Source organism: Mesorhizobium sp. B4-1-4, from assembly GCF_006439395.2.
In the GTDB taxonomy this organism is placed as follows: domain Bacteria; phylum Pseudomonadota; class Alphaproteobacteria; order Rhizobiales; family Rhizobiaceae; genus Mesorhizobium.
Genome location: NZ_CP083950.1, coordinates 665,568 through 683,664, shown reverse-complemented (window position 1 = coordinate 683,664; position 18,097 = coordinate 665,568). Strand labels below are relative to the sequence as shown.

Annotated in this window: 19 protein-coding genes; 13 read left to right on the top strand and 6 right to left on the bottom strand. The window is 62.2% G+C overall.

Annotation, left to right across the window (positions count from 1 at the left end):
- Positions 1-52 precede the first annotated feature (52 nt).
- Both FJW03_RS03020 and FJW03_RS03015 read left to right on the top strand, forming a co-directional pair.
- Complete coding sequence (locus tag FJW03_RS03020) at positions 53-1,132, top strand: quaternary amine ABC transporter ATP-binding protein (RefSeq protein WP_140760642.1); 1,080 nt, start codon at positions 53-55, stop codon at positions 1,130-1,132.
- Positions 1,129-3,108 carry an ABC transporter permease gene (locus tag FJW03_RS03015; protein WP_140760639.1) on the top strand — a complete coding sequence of 660 codons (1,980 nt, stop codon included), beginning with the start codon at positions 1,129-1,131 and terminating at the stop codon, positions 3,106-3,108. The genes FJW03_RS03020 and FJW03_RS03015 overlap by 4 nt, the downstream gene beginning before the upstream one ends.
- Positions 3,109-3,144: 36 nt before the next feature.
- On the opposite strand, the gene FJW03_RS03010 is transcribed toward FJW03_RS03015, so the two are convergent.
- Both FJW03_RS03010 and FJW03_RS03005 read right to left on the bottom strand, forming a co-directional pair.
- Positions 3,145-3,723, bottom strand: coding sequence for a hypothetical protein (locus FJW03_RS03010; RefSeq protein ID WP_140697121.1), 579 nt, complete (start codon positions 3,721-3,723; stop codon positions 3,145-3,147).
- 15 nt (positions 3,724-3,738) lie between these two features.
- Positions 3,739-5,097, bottom strand: a complete 1,359-nt coding sequence (locus FJW03_RS03005) for an NAD(P)-binding domain-containing protein (RefSeq protein WP_140760636.1) — start codon at positions 5,095-5,097, stop codon at positions 3,739-3,741.
- A gap of 258 nt (positions 5,098-5,355) precedes the next feature.
- Between FJW03_RS03005 and FJW03_RS03000 the strand changes: the two genes are divergently transcribed.
- Positions 5,356-6,081, top strand: coding sequence for a helix-turn-helix domain-containing protein (locus tag FJW03_RS03000; RefSeq protein WP_140760633.1), 726 nt, complete (start codon positions 5,356-5,358; stop codon positions 6,079-6,081).
- Positions 6,082-6,290: 209 nt separating this feature from the next.
- Here the strand turns inward: FJW03_RS03000 and FJW03_RS02995 are convergent, their stop codons facing one another.
- Genes FJW03_RS02995 through FJW03_RS02980 form a run of 4 tightly spaced genes read right to left on the bottom strand, consistent with a single transcriptional unit; the run spans position 6,291 to position 10,074 of the window.
- A complete protein-coding gene (locus FJW03_RS02995; RefSeq protein ID WP_140760631.1) occupies positions 6,291-7,331 on the bottom strand; it encodes a heme-dependent oxidative N-demethylase family protein in 1,041 nt (346 codons plus the stop codon).
- Positions 7,332-7,340: 9 nt separating this feature from the next.
- Entirely contained in the window at positions 7,341-8,306 is a 966-nt protein-coding gene (locus FJW03_RS02990) for a PDR/VanB family oxidoreductase (RefSeq protein ID WP_140760629.1), read from the bottom strand.
- The gene (locus FJW03_RS02985; RefSeq protein WP_140760626.1) at positions 8,303-8,899 is read right to left on the bottom strand and encodes a dimethylamine monooxygenase subunit DmmA family protein; all 597 of its coding nucleotides are present in this window, start codon (positions 8,897-8,899) and stop codon (positions 8,303-8,305) included. Before FJW03_RS02985 ends, FJW03_RS02990 begins: the two co-directional genes overlap by 4 nt.
- A gap of 41 nt (positions 8,900-8,940) precedes the next feature.
- Positions 8,941-10,074, bottom strand: coding sequence for an aminomethyltransferase family protein (locus FJW03_RS02980; protein WP_140760624.1), 1,134 nt, complete (start codon positions 10,072-10,074; stop codon positions 8,941-8,943).
- 285 nt (positions 10,075-10,359) lie between these two features.
- Here FJW03_RS02980 and FJW03_RS02975 point away from each other — a divergent pair, with 285 nt between their 5' ends.
- From FJW03_RS02975 to glnT, 10 genes are all read left to right on the top strand, one after another.
- The gene (locus FJW03_RS02975) at positions 10,360-10,647 is read left to right on the top strand and encodes a hypothetical protein (protein ID WP_140607324.1); all 288 of its coding nucleotides are present in this window, start codon (positions 10,360-10,362) and stop codon (positions 10,645-10,647) included.
- Between the two features lie 12 nt (positions 10,648-10,659).
- Positions 10,660-11,037, top strand: a complete 378-nt coding sequence (locus FJW03_RS02970) for a hypothetical protein (protein ID WP_140607325.1) — start codon at positions 10,660-10,662, stop codon at positions 11,035-11,037.
- Between the two features lie 14 nt (positions 11,038-11,051).
- Positions 11,052-11,213, top strand: a complete 162-nt coding sequence (locus tag FJW03_RS02965; RefSeq protein ID WP_140747593.1) for a hypothetical protein — start codon at positions 11,052-11,054, stop codon at positions 11,211-11,213.
- A gap of 14 nt (positions 11,214-11,227) precedes the next feature.
- On the top strand, positions 11,228-12,634 hold the full coding sequence (locus tag FJW03_RS02960; RefSeq protein WP_140607327.1) for an APC family permease: 1,407 nt from the start codon (positions 11,228-11,230) through the stop codon (positions 12,632-12,634).
- Between the two features lie 45 nt (positions 12,635-12,679).
- Complete coding sequence (locus tag FJW03_RS02955; RefSeq protein WP_181165505.1) at positions 12,680-13,369, top strand: hypothetical protein; 690 nt, start codon at positions 12,680-12,682, stop codon at positions 13,367-13,369.
- On the top strand, positions 13,366-13,695 hold the full coding sequence (locus FJW03_RS02950; protein WP_140760621.1) for a hypothetical protein: 330 nt from the start codon (positions 13,366-13,368) through the stop codon (positions 13,693-13,695). The genes FJW03_RS02955 and FJW03_RS02950 overlap by 4 nt, the downstream gene beginning before the upstream one ends.
- Before the next feature lie 81 nt (positions 13,696-13,776).
- On the top strand, positions 13,777-14,673 hold the full coding sequence (locus FJW03_RS02945; protein ID WP_140607329.1) for a class II glutamine amidotransferase: 897 nt from the start codon (positions 13,777-13,779) through the stop codon (positions 14,671-14,673).
- Positions 14,674-14,677: 4 nt separating this feature from the next.
- On the top strand, positions 14,678-15,403 hold the full coding sequence (locus FJW03_RS02940; RefSeq protein WP_140607330.1) for a GXGXG domain-containing protein: 726 nt from the start codon (positions 14,678-14,680) through the stop codon (positions 15,401-15,403).
- A 6-nt stretch (positions 15,404-15,409) separates the two neighbouring features.
- Positions 15,410-16,738, top strand: a complete 1,329-nt coding sequence (locus FJW03_RS02935; RefSeq protein ID WP_140607331.1) for an FMN-binding glutamate synthase family protein — start codon at positions 15,410-15,412, stop codon at positions 16,736-16,738.
- Positions 16,739-16,775: 37 nt separating this feature from the next.
- Positions 16,776-18,083: a type III glutamate--ammonia ligase gene (gene glnT / locus FJW03_RS02930; RefSeq protein ID WP_140607332.1), complete on the top strand. Its 1,308-nt coding sequence runs from the start codon at positions 16,776-16,778 to the stop codon at positions 18,081-18,083.
- The last annotated feature ends 14 nt before the right edge of the window (positions 18,084-18,097 follow it).

Below are 18,097 nucleotides of genomic sequence, written 5' to 3'. Positions count from 1 at the left end.
CGGCCGTTGATCGGCCGGGTCTCAGCTGTTGATGTTCCCCAAGGACCATTGGATGACGGACAGGACTGGACAGGGGTCGCCGCAACCGGGCACGGATGACCGCCCGGTAAAACTTGCCTGCCGCAATGTCTGGAAGCTGTTCGGGGCGAACGCGGCCAATTTCATCCGCGAGCGCGACGGCAAGGCCAGCATGGCGGACGTGGCCGCGGCCGGGCTGGTCGGGGCGGTGCGCGCCGTGGACCTCGAAATCCGCCAGGGCGAGATCTTCATCATCATGGGGCTGTCCGGCTCCGGCAAGTCGACGCTGGTGCGCTGCATGTCCAGGCTGGTCGAGCCGAGCCATGGCAAGGTCGAGTTCGAAGGCAAGGACCTGCTGAAAATCTCCGACGCCGCACTCATCGAGTTGCGGCGCCATCGCATGGGCATGGTGTTCCAGAATTTTGCCCTGCTGCCGCATCTCAACGTGCTGGACAACATCGCCTTTCCTCTCAGCATCCAGGGCCAGGATCGGACGACGCGCGAGGCGCGCGCCCGCGAAGTCATCGAACTTGTCGGCCTGCGTGGCCGCGAGCATTTCTACCCCCGTGAACTCTCCGGCGGCCAGCAGCAGCGCGTCGGCATCGCCCGCAGCCTTGCCACCAAGCCCGAGATATGGTTCCTCGACGAGCCGTTCTCCGCGCTCGATCCGCTGATCCGCCGCGAGATGCAGGACGAGTTGATGCGGCTGCAGACCATGCTGCACAAGACCATCGTCTTCATCACCCATGATTTCGACGAGGCGATAAGGCTCGCCGACCGCATCGCCATCATGAAGGACGGTGAGGTTATCCAGATCGGTACGCCGGAAGAACTTGTGGTCAATCCGGCGACCGACTATGTGGCCGAATTCACCCGCGATGTCGACCGCGCCAAGGTGATCTCGGCACGCAGCCTGATGCGCGCCTGCGAAGGTGCGGAGCATGGCGGCGTGGTCGCGCCGGATGCCAAGATCGCCAGTTTCTCGGCCGACATCGTTTCAGCCGGCAAGCCGTTCGCGGTGGTCAACGGCACCGGCAAGCCGATCGGCGAAGTGACGCCGCAAGCCGTCATCGATCTGTTGGCCGGCATCGAGCGCGCGGCGGCCGGAACATGACGGTAGCGGCAAGCGCCAGCAAGATGAGACTGCCGGTTCAGCGGTGGCTCGTCATCTGGGCGCTCGCACTCACCACCGTGCTCATGATGTTCCTGCTGCAAGACACCATTCCTTGGGCCGTCAACTATCCCGCCAGCGCCGTCGTCCCCATCCCCGAGTGGGTCAGCGCGCTGATGAGCTGGATCAAGTCGAACCTGTCCTGGCTGACCCGTTCGATCACAGCGGTCCTCGGCGTGCCGCTCGATTTCGCGCTCGATCTCTTGGCCAAGAATTTCAAGATCGGTCATGGCGCAGACGCCTATGTCCTGCCACGCCTGTCATGGGTCGGCGTGTGCGCCGCCGCCTTCCTCGCCGGCCATGCCGTGGGAGGCCGGAAACTCAGCCTGTTGGTCGGTGGCTGCTTCCTCTACATCGCGCTGTTCGGCCAGTGGACCAGCGCCATGCTGACGCTGGCGCTGATCTCCATCGCCGTGCCGTTCTGCATCGTCACCGGGCTGTTCGCCGGCATCTGGGCCTGGCGCAAGCCGTGGGCGGAAAGGCTGGTGGTCTCCCCTGCCCTCGACCTGATGCAGACGATCCCGACCTTCGCCTATCTCATCCCGATGCTGCTTCTGTTCGGCAACAGCCCGGTGTCGGCGATGATCGCCACCGCTATCTTCGCCACGCCGCCGATGGTGCGCGCGACGATGCTGGGGCTATCGCGCGTGCCGCTCGAGATCGGCGAATTCAGCGATATGGCCGGCTGCACCGCGCGGCAGAAACTGTGGCGGGTGCTGCTGCCCTCGGCGCGGCCGACGCTGATGGTCGGCGTCAACCAGGTGATCATGCTGGCGCTCAACATGGTGATCATCGCGTCGATGATCGGCGCCGGTGGCCTGGGTTACGATGTGCTTCTGGCGCTGCGCGCGCTGAAGGTCGGCGAGGCGATGGAAGCGGGTCTCGCCATTGTCGCGCTCGCCATTGCGCTCGACCGGCTGAGCCAGGCCATCGCACACAAGCAGGCCAGGGGTCATATCCGTCAAGAGACGACCCCAGGCGTCTGGCGGCGCCACCCCAATCTGTCGTTGGCCATCGCAATCCTCATCGTGACGACCCTGCTCGGCCTGTTCCTGCCGGCCTTCGCGGCAGTGCCGAAGGCGATCACATTCACAACGGCACCGCTGTGGAAAGCGGCGGTAAACTGGGTCACGATCAACTTCTTCGACACGATCGAGGCGTTCCGCGTCGCGCTTATCCTCAACGTGCTCAACCCGGTGCGCGCTTTCTGCGAGGGTTTCCCGTGGCTGGGTGCCGTGTTCCTGCTTGGCCTTGCCGGCTATCAACTCTCAGGCTTGCGCCTGGCGGCGCTCGTCGCGGCGCTGACCGCCTTCTGCGCCGTGACCGGACTCTGGGAAAAGACCATGGCGACAGTCTATCTCTGCGGTATCTCGGCCTTCATCGCCTGCCTGATCGGCATCCCGATCGGGTTCGCGGCATCGCGCAGCGACCGCTTCGAGAAGATCGTCACACCCATCATCGACACACTGCAGGTGCTGCCGTCCTTCTGCTTCATCATTCCAGTGGTGATGCTGTTTCGCGTTGGCGACGTCACCGCGATGATCGCCACCGTCGCCTTCGCCGTGGTGCCGGCGATCCGCTACACCAATCACGGCATCCGGCAGGTGCCGCCGGCGCTGATCGAGGCGGCAAAAGTGTCCGGCTGCACGCCGCGCCAGACCTTCTTCCGCGTGCAATTGCCGCTGGCGCTCCCCGAGATCATGCTCGGTGTCAACCAGACCATCCTGATGGCACTGGCGATGATCATCATCTGCGCCATGGTCGGCACACGCGACCTTGGCCAGGAGGTGTTCATCGCGCTGTCGAAGGCCGATTCCGGCCGGGGCATCGTCGCGGGCCTGGCCATCGCCTTCATCGGCATTGTCGCCGACCGGCTGTTCAACGCCTGGACGGCGAAGGCCAGGGCAAGGCTTGGTTAGCTAGCAGCCGAGCGCTACCCCGCCGAAGTTCGCAGCTCAATCCCCCAATCGAAAGACAGGTAATGCCAGCAATCGAACAGCCATGCTGATGGCGAAAGAAGCGTCCTTTTGCAAATGGTCATCGGCTGGCGACATGGTGTTGAGTACACGCCGCGAGAGATTCGAAGGATCGTCGATACTCCGATAGTGGGAAAGTGGGTTACGCAAGTCCATCAGACGACGCAGATCATCTGAATCATTCTGCGTAATCACGTTCCGTGAGACACACCTGCGCAGGGTTTCCTGAAACGAAATACGATCCGGCAACTTCTCGCCGTTAATACCAAGAGCGAGATGTGCGGCCAGCATATGCTCCGCGAGCCCCTGACACAGCAGTACTGTTGCTATGAAATTTCCGTGTACGAAGCTCGCGCGCGCTTCAATCCAAGCCGCGTAAGTCGTTTCGCCGCCGGGAAGCATTGTGCCGCTCGATCCCAGCGCATTGGAAAGGTCCGAAAGCTGGCGAAACCGCGCAACCTTGCTCGGAAGATCGTCATGCAGTTCCGCTAGAAGTAGGCGCGCGAATCCTAGATCGCTGACGGGAGATAAGAGATCAGATTGATCTTTGTCAGCCAAGAATGACTCCCAGAGCTACTCCGCCGCGACGCCCTTCACTTCGAGATAGCTCTCCATCGAATCGTCGAGCGCGTACAGCCATGGCGTGTGATGCAGCGGCGCCATGGTGCCGGTCATCAGCGAGCGATAGGCGTGGTCGCGGAAGCTCATAATGTCTTCCGCCTTGTGATGCTCCCACTCCATGAAGGTCCGGTTGACCGCCTCGACGTCGAAGCCCGGATAATCGGTCTGGTCCATCAATTCCTTCGTGTAGTCGCCCTGGAACCAGATCATCTGCTCGGCGTCTTCCAGCGTCTCCTCACGCGCCCGCCACTTTGCGCTGTGCTCGGCCATCGCCTCGGCGGAGGGCAGCTTGATGCGGCCCATGATGACGTCGCGGGCGAACCAGGCCTGAGCATCGAACATATTGAAGGTGTAGAACTGGTCCTGCATGCCGATATAGAAGAGCTTCGGATTCTTCTCCCAGACGATGCCCTCATAGAGATCCAGCGGCCACATGCGGTTAGCTGTCTTGAGCTTGAGGTCGTCTGTCAGGAACGGGAAGGAATGCAGGTAGCCGGTGCACAGGATGATGGCGTCGACATCCTTGGTCGAGCCGTCCTTGAAATGGGCGGTCTTGCCGACGACCTTCTGCAGCAGCGGCACTTCCTTCCAATTGTCAGGCCATTTGAAGCCCATAGGCTTGGAGCGGTAGCTGGAGGTGATCGACTTGGCGCCGTATTTGTAGCATTGCGAACCGATGTCCTCGGCCGAATAGGAGCGGCCGATGATCAGGATGTCCTTGCCCTTGAACTCCATGGCGTCGCGGAAATCGTGGCTGTGGAGAATGCGGCCGTTGAAGGTCGAAAAACCCTCGAAATAGGGAACGTTGGGCACCGAGAAATGCCCGGAGGCGACGACGACATTGTCGAACTCTTCCGAATAGGTGACGTCGTTGGTGCGGTCATGCGCGGTGACGGTGAATTTCTTCGTCTCGTCCGAGAACGTCACCATGCGCACCGGGCTGTTGAAGCGCACCCATTTGCGCAGGCCCGACTTCTCGACACGGCCCTTGATGTAGTCCCACAGCACGGCGCGCGGCGGATAGGAGCCGATGGGCCGGCCGAAGTGCTCCTCGAAGGTGTAGTCGGCGAATTCCAGGCATTCCTTCGGCCCGTTCGACCAGAGGTAGCGATACATCGAGCCATGGACCGGATCGCCGTGTTCGTCCAGGCCGGTGCGCCAGGTGTAGTTCCACAAGCCGCCCCAGTCGGCCTGCTTCTCGAAGCAGACGATTTCGGGAATATTGGCGCCCTTGTCGGCCGCCGACTTGAAGGCCCTGAGCTGTGCCAGACCGGACGGTCCGGCTCCGATGACGGCAACGCGAGTGTTCATTTCCGGGCCTCCACTTTTTTGATTTCCCCAGCGAAACAAATTTCACTGACAGTGACAGTAATTGGCCCTTTGGTGCTGTCAACAGCCAACTGCGGGAACCACGTTCGCGCGCAATGAATTCCTGGCGGAAAAAACTGCGGCGGCCGCGATCATGGGACCGGCGCATGCGACACAAGATGGCTTGCCGTCGCGGTTGCGCTCCTGTATCGGCACCTGACATGTTCACCTTGAGTGAAATAAATCCTGGGGTCGGGAGACATGGCGAAGAAAATTTCCGCTTCCAACATTGGTCCTGGTTCCACGACCGCCAAGCCGAAGCCGCAGCTGAAGGCCTTGGCGGAAGGAAAGGCCATTCGCGCGCCGCTGACGCAGAATCCGCATGCCATTCGCGACAAGCGCGAAAAAGTGCTGGAGGTCGCGATCGGCCGCGAGGTACGCGCATTCCGCAAGAAGCTCGGCATCACCGTGGCCGACCTCGCTGTCGCCACAGACATTTCGCTCGGCATGCTATCCAAGATCGAGAACGGCATCACCTCGCCGTCGCTGACCACCTTGCAGGCGCTGTCGCGGGCACTTGGGGTTCCCGTGACAGCCTTCTTCCGCCGCTTCGAGGAAGAGCGCAGCGCCGTTTTCGTCAGGGCCGGCGAAGGACTGGACGTCGAGCGCCGCGGCACGCGCGCCGGCCACCAGTACAATCTGCTCGGCCATATCGGCTCCAACACCAGTGGTGTGGTCGTCGAACCCTATCTGATCACGCTGACCGAAGATTCGGACGTGTTCCCGACCTTCCAGCATGAGGGCATGGAATTCCTCTACATGCTCGAAGGCGAGGTCGTTTACCGGCACGGCAGCAATCTTTATCCGATGAAGCCCGGCGATAGTCTGTTCTTCGACGCCGACGCGCCGCACGGGCCCGAGCAGCTGACGCAGCTGCCGATGCGTTATTTGTCGATTATTTGTTACCCGCAGAATAGTGCGGGGTAAGCGGAGTTGATCTCCCCCCTTGAGGGGGAGATGGCCGGCAGGCCAGAGGGGGGCGCTGTCCCGCCGACTTATCAATCGATCGTAGCTGCTACCTGAGGAGGTTGTTTGCCTTTCGCCAAGTGGGCAAGGCTTGCGTTCCTTCACGCCCCCCTCTGCCCTGCCGGGCATCTCCCCCACAAGGGGGAGATCGGCAGTTTCGCGAGCATTGCTCAGTCCGGCCCAAATCCCGGGCTCGTCGGACTGCCGTCATCGAGCTTCGACAGCCATTCGACCAGGGTCGGTCGATAGCGCGTCAGGCCCTTGTAGGTGGCGAGTTCCTCGGGCAGGTCGCGGATGACGCGGTGCAGGCGCCGTGCCCATTTCGGTTGCGTCACCAGCTCATCCATCTTGATCAGGTAGCAGCGGATCGGGAAGACGATGCCGTTGGAGCGCGGCAGCCGCCAGAAGCTCTGCAATTCGACGCGCAGATGCACCTTGTCGCCGACATTCTCGGGCGTGACCGTCGCCCGGTCCGGCCCCCATTTGTGGTAATTTTCCGGGCTCGTATCGAGACGCGGATTGATGGTCATCGTCCAGTTGAGACGCCGTGCCGGCTTGCCCTGCTGAATGTTGGTGAGGAACTTCAGCGCGCGCGTGAAAATCCCCTTCTCATGTGCCAGCGGCACCGGCGCGTGCCATTCGAAGAAGTTCATGCCGATGTCGAAATCGAGCGACCAGTCGGCCTGGGTGGTGACCATGCCGGCATCCATCCACAGATTGCCGTCGCGCTGGTCGAGGATGCAGAAATCGCCCTGGCTCTGGCGGATGATGTATTCCATCGGACCGTAAGGCAATGTCGAGGTGTCGCCGAAGGTGAAGGTGTCGTCGATGCCGAGCGGCCTGTTGATCCAGCGCCAGCGGTCACCGTCGCGCGTCAGCGTGAAATGCTCGGGATAGCCGAGCGCCTGCTGCTCCATCAAAAGCTCGAGCAGATCCCAACCGGCCAAGGTCATGTGCGGCAGCGACTGGCAGCGCAGCGGGTCCTCGGCCAGCACCAATGCGCGGTCCTGCATCTCGGCGACATAGTGCTCGTCGACATCGATCAGGTTCTCGAGCACGCTGCCCTTGGGACCGACAACATGCGGCTCGATATTGACCGCATACATGTAGGCGTCTTCATGGAACGGGAACGGGAACCGCCTGATGTGTTCCGGGCTGTTCCTGAAGGTGAAATCGTCGCGGAATGTTTCCTTACGAAAGCTGATTCCCAAGCTCGCCTCCTATCTTTCCAAGACCAGCGATTTGCCCTCGAAGCGCGACACGCACGGCATGATCTTGCAGCCGGAGCGGTGGTCTTCCTCGCTCAGCCAATGGTCGTTGTGGACGAACTTACCGTCATACGAAACGACATTGGTTTCGCACTGGCCGCAAACACCGCCACGGCAGAGATAGGGTGGATCGACGCCCGCCGCCTCGATTGCCTCGAGCAGGCTCTGCTGCGAACCGACGCGGATCGTCTTGCCGCTGACAGCAAGCGTCACATCGAAGGGCAGACCGGGCTGGGGTGCCGCGAAATGCTCGAAATGCACGGCCTCCAAAGGCCAGCCCAAGGCAGCCGCGCGGTCGCGCACCCAGTTGATCATGCCGGCGGGACCGCAGACATAGAGATGTGTACCGAGCGGCTGCGTCGACAACAGACGGTCGAGATCGATGCGCTCGTCGCGATCGTCGTGGTAGAGCCGGACGCGGCGGTCGTAACGTTCCCGCAGCACATCGGCGTAGGTGCCGAGCGAGGCGGTGCGACAGGTGTAGTGCAGCTCGAAATTGCCGCCCTCCCCCGCCAGCTGCGCGGTCTGCGCCATGAACGGCGTGATGCCGATGCCGCCGGCGAGCATCAGGTGCTTCTTCGCCCTGAGGTCGAGCGAGAACAGGTTGACCGGATAGCTGATCACCATCTCCAGGCCCGGCTTGACGCTCCTGTGCATGAACAGCGAGCCGCCGCGGCCGACATCGTCGCGGCGCACGCTGATCGTGTATTCGCGCGTGTCGAGCGGCGAGCCCATCAGCGAATAGGGATTGAGCCTGGTGCGCTCGCCGTCGCGCATTTCGACCACGACATGGGCGCCGCCGGAGAAGGTTGGCAACAGTTCGCCGTCACGCCGGCGGAAATGGAAGCGGGTAACGAGGTCGTTGACCGGAACGACATCGCTGACCACCACATCGAGCTTGGTTGTGCCGGTGCTCATGGGAAGGCCTCCTCCATCGGAGGAATTTCGCCGCGATCCTCGGCATTGATGCACACGCCCTGAAAGGCGGCGAGGCGCCTGGAATAATGATCGCGGACCAGAAGCAGCAGGCCGCAATGCGAACAGGTGGCGGGCTGCGTCGTCACATTCTCGGTGATGCCCTTACAGTGCACGCATTGCATGCGCCGCGCCAGCGAGCCGCGATGCTCGGTCTGCATGGAGGTATGATCGACGCCGGCTTCGAGCGCCACCTGCATGGCCTGGCCGATCAGCCCTTCGGTGCCGCTGAGATAGAGGCGCAGACCCATATGGGCATTGCTCAGCGTCTGCTTCAGCCTCGGCAGCAGGCTGGCGAAGGACGGCGCCTGGTGAAACTGCGCCGGCCTCAGCGATTCCAGCGCGGCGATGTGTTTGCCGTCAGGACCGGGGATGAAGACGATCTCGGCGCCGTCGAAAAAGCCGGCCGGCGCTTTCGCGGCCATCTCGGATATAGCGAGCGCCCCCTCGGCATCGGCGATGAAAAGATGGTGCTTGCCGGGCTGCGGAGAGAGCGTTCCGTAGACCGGCCGGCTGATGATGCTTTTGGCTGCCATTTAAGTCTTCGTGCCTCGAACCCCTCGCTGGTGATTATGCCTCAGCCTTTCGCCGTGCGCTTGGCCTTCTTGGGATCGTCGAACGGCAAGGGCTGCGCGGTCGCCTTGATCGAACCGCTCCTGTTGCGGATTTCGAGCTTGGTGTCCTTCACCGCGCAGTCGACGTCGAGCCGGGCGATGCCCATCGATTTCTCGACCAGCGGCGAATACATGGCGCAGGTCACCACGCCGACCTTCTTGCCGTCGCGATAGACCGGCGCACCTTCGTCGGCGGGCTCCTTGCCATCGAGCAGCACGCCATAGATCTTGAAGCGCTCCTTGCCTTTTAGGCGATAGTGTTCCTCGGCGCCACGGAAACCTGTCTTGCCGGGGCTGACGGTGAAGTCGAGACCGAGTTCCCACAGCGTGTCGCCGGGGCCTTCATTCTCGAACGGGTACTTCTGCGAATTGTCGTAGGGGTAGAACAGCAGGTAGCTCTCGACGCGCAGCATGTCGAGCGTGGTGAAGCGGCATGGAATGATGCCGGCGCTCTTACCATCTTCAAGAATCCTGTCCCAGATCGTGCCGGCATCCTGGCCACGGCAGAATATCTCGTAGCCGCGCTCGCCGGTGTAGCCGGTGCGCGAAATCATGACCGGGAACCCGAACAGCTGCGTCTGCATGTGGTGAAAATAGTTGAGGTCGCGAATGCCGGGCACATGCTTGGCCAGATAGTCGACCGCTGTCGGCCCCTGCAGCGACAGGTCGTGCAGATTGTCGTCGAAGCGCAGCGACACGTCACGCCCCATGGCGGCCCGCTGCAACTCCTCATGGCCGGTGCCAGAGCCGTGCACGACCATCCAGGCATTCGGCCCGGTGCGGTAGAGGATGCAGTCGTCGGTGAACTTTCCCGCCTCGTTCAACATGCAGGCATAGGCAGACTTGCCGGGATAGATTTTTTCGACATCGCGCGTGGTGGCGAGATCGATGAGGTGCGAGGCGTGCGGCCCGGTGATATGGACTTTCTTCAGGCCGGAAACATCCATCAGCCCGGCCTTGGTGCGGATGGCGATGTATTCCTCGTCGGCGTCCTTCTCGTAGGTCCAGGCGGTGCCCATGCCGCTCCAGTCTTCGAGCTTCGAACCCAGCGCGCGATGGCGATCCGCCAGGGTCGAAAATCTCCAGGATGCCGTCATCCGATCGTCCTCCGTCCGATAGTCGTTGATGTTCCCTGCCCCTTTGCACAGCGGCCGGGGCCTTGCGCGAATATTGACCGCAAACGAGGGAGGCCCGCAATCCCCTGAAGCAAATAATTTCATTGTCAGGCAAAATTCATTGCCCGGGCCAAACGGTTAACTCTGCGTAAATTCATCTTGACAATTCCGGAAATCGGCCTGATTTTGTGAAAAAAATTTCACTCTCTTGAAAGAGAGCGGCGAGCGGCAACTTCGGAACCGGACGCCGGAAAAAGGGGAAAACCGATGTCAGACCTGCAGCAGCGCATCGAGGCGCTGTACCGTTCCGATTTGCGTGGATCCGCGCTCCTGATCATCTGCCTGTGGGCGACGATCTTGTTCGTCCTTTCCATGACATGGCCCTACATCCCACATAGCGGCATCAAGGCCGTCGTAGCGGTTGCCGCCGCCGCCGTGCTGATCTTCAACACGGCCGCCATCCTGGCGATGGTCAGGCACTACAAGGAAGACAAGGAGTTCATCTACGGGCTCGATATCAAGAACGCGGACGCGTTCCGCAACCGCAAGTCCTGAGAGGTAGGAGCCATGTCCCGCTATACGCCGCCGGAGCAGAGCAAGACCGGGCAGATATTCGATATCGTCGTCGTGGTGGTGGCCATATTCGTGGCGCTATGGCTGCCGCTGAAGCTCGGGCTCGCCGGCGCGGCCAAATCCATCGACGCACTCGACGCCAAGACGTGGGAAGCCCTCGGCCAGAATCCAACCATGGCCTCGATCTGGGAAAAGCTGGGCTACACGCCGGAAACGGCGCATGACGTCATCCAGAACCGATTCCACTATGTGATCGACTGGCCAACGCTCATCATCATGGCGATCGTGCTGATCGGCTATTTCGTGTTCCTGTTCCGCGCATCCGACCGGGAATATCGCGACGTCATCAACGAAAAATTCGAAGACAAGTAGACCGGGGAAGCATCATGTGGATAGCACTCTCTTATGCATGCTGGGGCATCTCGATCGTGCTCGCCCTGTGGATGCTCTTCGACTGGTTCAAGGTCGACACGACCTATAGCGAGGGCGTTCTGACCTCATCGCGCGAAGGCGAGCTTGAGGCCGTTTCCGAAAAACACCGGATCTGAGTGGGGATTGAACGATGACGGTCGCGGTTGAAACGGCAGGAACGGCGGTAAATGGCGGCGACAGGGTTTCGCTGCTCAGGGTGCTCGGCCCGGCCCATGTCTGGGCGCTCGGAGTCGGCATCGTCCTGGTCGGCGAATTCACGGGCTGGAATTTCTCCGCCGACAAGGGCGGTACGCTGGCGGCCCTTATCGTGTGCTGGGTCGTGGGCCTGCTCTACACTTCCGTCGCCATGATCGATTCCGAGGTCACGTCGACCGTCGCCGCCGCGGGCGGCCAATACGCCCAGGCCAAACACATCGTCGGGCCGCTGATGGCCTTCAACGTCGCGCTGTTCCTGGTTTTCGCCTACACGATGCTCGAAGTGTCCGACGCCATCCTGCTCGGCGACACGATCGTCGCCAAGGCGGGGATCGATGGGCTCACCCACAATTCCTTCATCGCCGCCACCATCGTGGTGCTGGCGTGGCTCAACTATCGCGGCGTTCTGATGACGCTCAACGTCAACTTCGTCATCACCGCGATCGCCTATGTCTCGATCGTCATCCTGTTCTTCTCGGTCAGCCCATGGACGCAAGGCGCGGTGCTGAAGCTCAACGAACTGGTCACTCCTGGCAATGCGCTGCCCTACGGCTGGATCGGCGTCATCGCAGCCTTCCAGTTCGGCATCTGGTATTACCTCGGCATCGAGGGCACCACGCAGGCCGCCGAGGAAGTGCGGTCGCCGGCACGCTCGCTGCCCTACGGCACCATGGCGGGCATGATCACGCTTCTGATCGCGGCCGCGATGACCTGGTATGTCTGCGCCTCGCTAATGCCATGGGAATATCTCGGTATCACGCCCTATCCGCTTTGGGACGCGGGCAAGCTGACCGGCAGTCCGCTGCTCGAAAACCTCCTGTTCGTCGCGACGCTGCTTGCCGCCATCGCGTCCGCCAATGGCTGCATCAATGACGCCGCGCGCGCCTGGTTCTCGCTTGGCCGCGACCGCTACCTGCCGAGCTGGTTCTCGGCCGTGCATCCTAGATATCGCACACCCTACCGCTCGATCCTGTTCCTGCTGCCGATCGCGCTCGCCTTCGCTTTCATCGCCGACCTCAATCAGGCGATCACCTTCTCGATCCTGTCTGGCGTGCTGCAATACACGTTCATGAGCATCAACATCATGATGTTCCGCAAGAAGTGGCCGCTGGGTACCATCCGCCGTGGCTACACGCATCCTTTCCATCCGCTGCCGGCCATCGTGCTGTTCTGCCTGTGCGTGGTCACCTACTTCGCCATCTTCCTCGGCTTCGGTTCGCAGTTGATCGCCATGGTCGCGTTCTACTTCCTGATCTCGGTATGGTTTCATTTCTACCGCTACAAGTTCGTCCGTCGCGGCGATCAGTTCTCCATGCCGTGGCCGAAGCCGCAGGGGTATTGATGGAAGAAGGCCCGTCCGGACCCCGGGCGGGCATGGCATGATAAGGTGTCCGAGGTGACGTCAGCACTGCTCGCCGGGGCGATTGCCCTGGCTTTCGCCCTTCACCTGATGTGGTTGGTGCGCGCCAGCCGCAACAGGGCTTCGGCCGCACTCGCGGTCGAACAAGCCAACCTTCGTTCCGTCATTTCGGATGCAGCCAATGTCTCGGACGGCACCGCCGGAATCGTCACCTGGGAAGGCTCATGGAACGGCCGGCGCGTCCAGGTGCGGACCATCGTCGATACGCTGGCTACGCGAAAACTGCCGGCACGCTGGTTATCGATCTCGATCCTCGAAAAGATCGCGATCGCCGCCACTTTCGACATGATGATGCGGCCAGGGTCGCCGACGACGTTCTCCAATTTCGACCACCTGGAACACACGCTGCCGAAGGCCCCGGGATTTCCGGCAGAGGCAGTGCTGCGGACAGACGGCAGGGGCGCACGCTTTCCGCAGGGCCTGATTGCCAGCCATCTCGACCCCTTTTCCGACGGACGCGCCAAGGAGCTGCTCATCACACCCAAGGGGATACGGATCGTCTGGCTCCTGGCCGAGGCGCAGCGCGCCCGCTACGGCGTGTTCCGGCAGGCCGATTTCGGCGGTGCAATACTCGATCCGGCACTGGTCGAAAGGTTGCTCACTTCGATTTCGGCGCTTCGCGACGCCATCAACCATGCTGAAAGGCAGGCCGCATGACCAGCACAACCAACGCGCCCGCTCCACCGAACCCGTATCTGGTTCTCGGCGCGGCAATCATCCTGCCGGCAAGCGGACACGTCATTCTCGGTGTGCCGGTGCGCGGCCTGCAGTTCATCTTCTTCATGGTGATCCTAGCGTGGGTAACGATGAAGATCGCGCCGCCGGACGCCAGCTTCGTCGGCCGCCATGCGGGTGGTCTCCTGATCTATGCGCTGTCGGTACTCGACGCCTACAAGAGCGCCCGCATCCGTACCGCCAAATGGGTTCACAGCGAACGTCACCAGGGGAATACCGCCGGTGGCGGTGCGCAGGCAGATATATAACTACAGGAATATTTTTTTCATCCCATTGAATTCCCGGAACTCATTCGGTACATCTCCAGAGAACAAAGGTCGGAGGCTGACATGTGTGGAATCGTCGGGCTGTTTCTGAAGGACAAATCGTTGGAGCCCAAGCTCGGGGCGATGCTGTCGGAAATGCTGGTATCGCTTAGCGATCGCGGCCCGGACAGCGCGGGCATCGCCATCTATGGCGCCCCATCCGGCAACGAAGCCAAGATCACTATCCAATCGGCGAAACCAGACCGTGATTTTCGCGACCTCGATACCCAGCTTGCCAAGGCGCTCGGCGTGCCAGTGAGCATCGCGGTGAAGTCGACCCACGCCGTCGTCAGGACCCGTCCCGACAAGATCGACGAGGCCCGCGAGGCCATCCAGGCGCTGCGCCCCGACATCCGCATCATGGGCGCCGGTGACGTGGTCGAGATCTACAAGGAGGTCGGCCTGCCCGAAGCGGTCGTCGATCGCTTCGATGTCCGCAAGATGACCGGCACGCATGGCATCGGCCACACCCGCATGGCGACCGAATCGGCGGTGACGACGATGGGCGCGCATCCGTTCTCGACCGGCGCCGACCAGTGCCTGGTGCACAATGGTTCGCTGTCCAACCACAACAATGTCCGCCGCGAGTTGATCCGCGAAGGCATGAGCTTCGAGACCGAAAACGACACCGAGGTCGCGGCCGCCTACCTTTCCTCCCAGATGGCGCATGGCAAGAATCTCGGCGAGGCGCTGGAAGGCACGCTGTCGGACCTCGACGGCTTCTTCACCTTCGTCGTCGGCACCAAGAACGGCTTTGGCGTCGTGCGCGACCCGATCGCCTGCAAGCCCGCCGTCATGGCCGAGACCGACCAGTACGTCGCCTTCGGCTCGGAATATCGCGCGCTGACCAAACTGCCCGGCATAGACAATGCGAGGGTCTGGGAGCCGGAGCCCGCAACCGTCTATTTCTGGGAGCATTGAGTTCATGACGGCAACCTCCAAGGCAACGCGCGACCAAGCCCATGCGCGCGTCTTCGACCTCGACGCCATGTCGCTGCGCGAACTGAACCAGGCGCTGCACGGTCTGGCCCCCGGCTCGAACGAAACGGCGTGGGAAGTGCTCAACCCGAAGGGCAACCATTCGGTCGCCGTCGGCGTCGACCAGCCTGTCAGCATCGATGTGCGCGGCAGCGTCGGCTATTATTGCGGCGGCATGAATTCCGGCGGCACCATCACCGTGCATGGCTCGGCGGGACCCGGTGTCGGCGAGAACATGATGTCGGGCTCGATAACAGTGAAAGGCGACGCCAGCCAGTATGCCGGCGCCACCGGCAAGGGCGGCCTTTTGGTCATCGAGGGCAATGCGTCGTCGCGCTGCGGCATCTCGATGAAAGGCATCGACATTGTCGTCCACGGCAATATCGGCCACATGTCGGCCTTCATGGCGCAGTCCGGGAACCTGGTGGTGCTGGGCGACGCAGGCGACGCGCTGGGCGATTCCATTTATGAGGCGCGGCTCTTCGTGCGCGGCAAGGTCGACAGCCTCGGCGCCGACTGCATCGCCAAGGAGATGCGGCCCGAGCATCTGGAATTGCTGCAAGGCCTGCTCGACCGTGCCGGCGTCACCGGGGTCAAGCCGTCGGAGTTCAAGCGCTATGGCTCGGCGCGCACTCTCTACAATTTCAACATCGACAACGCCGACGCGTATTGAGGCAGCATGACCTATCGCAACCCGCCGACGACGCCCCGCAAATCCGCGACCTTCGACGATTACACACTTTCCGAAATCCGCCGCGCCGCGGCGACCGGCATCTACGACATCCGTGGCGCCGGCGCCAAGCGCAAGCTGCCGCATTTCGATGACTTGCTGTTCCTCGGCGCCTCGATCTCGCGCTATCCGCTGGAAGGCTATCGCGAGCGCTGCGACACATCAGTCGTGCTTGGCTCGCGCCACGCCAAGAAGCCGATCGAACTGAAGATCCCGATCACCATCGCCGGCATGAGCTTCGGCTCGCTCTCAGGCCCCGCCAAGGAAGCGCTCGGTCGCGGCGCGACGCTGTCGGGCACTTCGACCACGACCGGCGATGGCGGCATGACCGAGGAAGAGCGCGGCCATTCCAAGCAACTGGTCTATCAGTATTTGCCGTCGCGCTACGGTATGAACCTGCGCGACCTGCGCCGCGCCGACGCCATCGAAGTCGTCGTCGGCCAGGGCGCCAAGCCCGGCGGCGGCGGCATGCTGCTTGGCCAGAAGATTTCCGACCGCGTCGCCGAGATGCGCACGCTGCCGAAAGGCATCGACCAGCGCTCGGCCTCGCGCCACCCCGACTGGACCGGGCCGGACGATCTCGAGATCAAGATCCTCGAACTGCGCGAGATCACCGATTGGGAAAAGCCGATCTACGTCAAGGTCGGCGGCGCCCGCCCCTATTATGATACAGCGCTCGCGGTGAAGGCCGGCGCCGATGTCGTCGTCGTGGACGGCATGCAGGGCGGCACGGCGGCCACGCAGGAAGTGTTCATCGAGAATGTCGGCCAGCCGACGCTCGCCTGCATCAGGCCGGCGGTGCAGGCGCTGCAGGATCTCGGCATGCACCGCAAGGTGCAGCTGATCATCTCAGGCGGCATCCGCAACGGCGCCGATGTCGCCAAGGCGCTCGCACTTGGCGTCGACGCGGTCTCGATCGGAACGGCAGCCCTGGTCGCGCTTGGCGACAACGACCCCCGCTGGGAGGCGGAGTATAACGACCTCGGCACCACGGCCGGCGCCTATGACGACTGGCACGAGGGCCGCGACCCCGCCGGCATCACCACGCAGGATCCCGATCTGATGAAGCGGGTCGACCCGGTGGCCGCCGGCCGCCGGCTGGCGAACTACCTCAAGGTGATGACGCTCGAGGCTCAGACCATTGCCCGTGCCTGCGGCAAGAACAGCCTGCACAATCTCGAACCCGAGGACCTCGTCGCACTGACGATCGAGGCAGCCGCGATGGCCGGTGTCCCGCTGGCCGGCACCAATTGGATACCGGGGAAGAACGGTTTCTGACAAGACTACCCAGATCACATAGCGAGGAAACTACATAATGGGGAACGATCTCGCCGCATTCGCCAAGGAGAACGGCGTCAAATACTTCATGATTTCCTATACCGACCTGTTCAGCGGGCAGCGCGCCAAGCTGGTGCCCGCGCAGGCGATTGCCGATATGCAGAAGGATGGCGCCGGCTTTGCCGGGTTTGCCACCTGGCTTGATCTGACCCCGGCGCATCCCGACATGCTGGCGGTGCCGGACCCGGACTCCGTCATCCAGCTGCCGTGGAAGCCTGAAGTCGCCTGGGTCGCCGCCAACTGCATCATGGACGACAAGGATGTCGACCAGGCGCCGCGCAACACGCTGAAGCGGCTGATCGCGGAAGCCGCCAGCGACGGCATGCATGTGAAGACCGGCGTCGAAGCCGAGTTCTTCCTGATTTCGCCCGACGGCAAAACCATCTCCGACGAATACGATACCGCCTCAAAGCCCTGTTACGACCAGCAGGCGGTGATGCGCCGCTACGACGTTATCGCCGAGATCTGCGATCATATGCTGGCGCTCGGCTGGGGCGCCTACCAGAACGACCACGAGGACGCCAACGGCCAGTTCGAGATGAACTGGGCGTTCGACGATGCGCTGCCGACCGCCGACAAGCATTCCTTCTTCAAGTTCATGGTCAAGTCGATCGCGGAAAAGCATGGCCTTCGCGCTACTTTCATGCCCAAGCCCTTCCAGGGCCTGACCGGCAATGGCTGTCATGCTCACATCTCGGTGTGGGACAAATCCGGCAAGACCAATGTTTTCGCCGACAATTCGATGGAACTCGGCCTGTCGGCCAAGGGCAGGAACTTCCTCGGCGGCATCATGAAGCATGCCTCTGCGCTCGCCGCGATCACCAACCCGACGGTGAATTCCTACAAGCGCATCAACGCGCCGCGTACTATTTCCGGCGCGACCTGGGCGCCGAACACGGTGACCTGGACCGGCAACAACCGCACCCACATGGTGCGTGTGCCCGGCCCAGGCCGCTTCGAGTTGCGCCTGCCGGATGGGGCCGCCAATCCTTACCTTCTGCAGGCTGTCATCATCGCCGCCGGCCTCGACGGCATCCGCTCCAAGGCCGATCCGGGCAGGCGTTACGACATCGACATGTACCAGAACGGCCATACGGTGAAGGGCGCGCCGAAGCTGCCGCTCAACCTGCTCGATGCGCTGCGCGAGTTCGACAAGGACAAATCGCTCAAGGCGGCGCTAGGTGAGGAATTCTCGTCGGCTTATCTAAAGCTGAAGCACCAGGAATGGAATTCCTATGCTTCGCACTTCACGCAATGGGAGCGCGACCACACGCTGGACATATAACCGTCCAGCGGTGC

What these genes read in the sequence shown, in the direction of transcription:
- FJW03_RS03020 (WP_140760642.1), top strand. Translation starts at nt 53, where the DNA reads ATGACGGACAGGACTGGACAGGGGTCGCCGCAACCGGGCACGGATGAC.
- FJW03_RS03015 (WP_140760639.1), top strand. Translation starts at nt 1,129, where the DNA reads ATGACGGTAGCGGCAAGCGCCAGCAAGATGAGACTGCCGGTTCAGCGG.
- FJW03_RS03005 (WP_140760636.1), bottom strand. Translation starts at nt 5,097, where the DNA reads ATGAACACTCGCGTTGCCGTCATCGGAGCCGGACCGTCCGGTCTGGCA.
- FJW03_RS03000 (WP_140760633.1), top strand. Translation starts at nt 5,356, where the DNA reads ATGGCGAAGAAAATTTCCGCTTCCAACATTGGTCCTGGTTCCACGACC.
- FJW03_RS02990 (WP_140760629.1), bottom strand. Translation starts at nt 8,306, where the DNA reads ATGAGCACCGGCACAACCAAGCTCGATGTGGTGGTCAGCGATGTCGTT.
- FJW03_RS02985 (WP_140760626.1), bottom strand. Translation starts at nt 8,899, where the DNA reads ATGGCAGCCAAAAGCATCATCAGCCGGCCGGTCTACGGAACGCTCTCT.
- FJW03_RS02980 (WP_140760624.1), bottom strand. Translation starts at nt 10,074, where the DNA reads ATGACGGCATCCTGGAGATTTTCGACCCTGGCGGATCGCCATCGCGCG.
- FJW03_RS02975 (WP_140607324.1), top strand. Translation starts at nt 10,360, where the DNA reads ATGTCAGACCTGCAGCAGCGCATCGAGGCGCTGTACCGTTCCGATTTG.
- FJW03_RS02970 (WP_140607325.1), top strand. Translation starts at nt 10,660, where the DNA reads ATGTCCCGCTATACGCCGCCGGAGCAGAGCAAGACCGGGCAGATATTC.
- FJW03_RS02965 (WP_140747593.1), top strand. Translation starts at nt 11,052, where the DNA reads ATGTGGATAGCACTCTCTTATGCATGCTGGGGCATCTCGATCGTGCTC.
- FJW03_RS02960 (WP_140607327.1), top strand. Translation starts at nt 11,228, where the DNA reads ATGACGGTCGCGGTTGAAACGGCAGGAACGGCGGTAAATGGCGGCGAC.
- FJW03_RS02950 (WP_140760621.1), top strand. Translation starts at nt 13,366, where the DNA reads ATGACCAGCACAACCAACGCGCCCGCTCCACCGAACCCGTATCTGGTT.
- FJW03_RS02945 (WP_140607329.1), top strand. Translation starts at nt 13,777, where the DNA reads ATGTGTGGAATCGTCGGGCTGTTTCTGAAGGACAAATCGTTGGAGCCC.
- FJW03_RS02940 (WP_140607330.1), top strand. Translation starts at nt 14,678, where the DNA reads ATGACGGCAACCTCCAAGGCAACGCGCGACCAAGCCCATGCGCGCGTC.
- FJW03_RS02935 (WP_140607331.1), top strand. Translation starts at nt 15,410, where the DNA reads ATGACCTATCGCAACCCGCCGACGACGCCCCGCAAATCCGCGACCTTC.
- glnT (WP_140607332.1), top strand. Translation starts at nt 16,776, where the DNA reads ATGGGGAACGATCTCGCCGCATTCGCCAAGGAGAACGGCGTCAAATAC.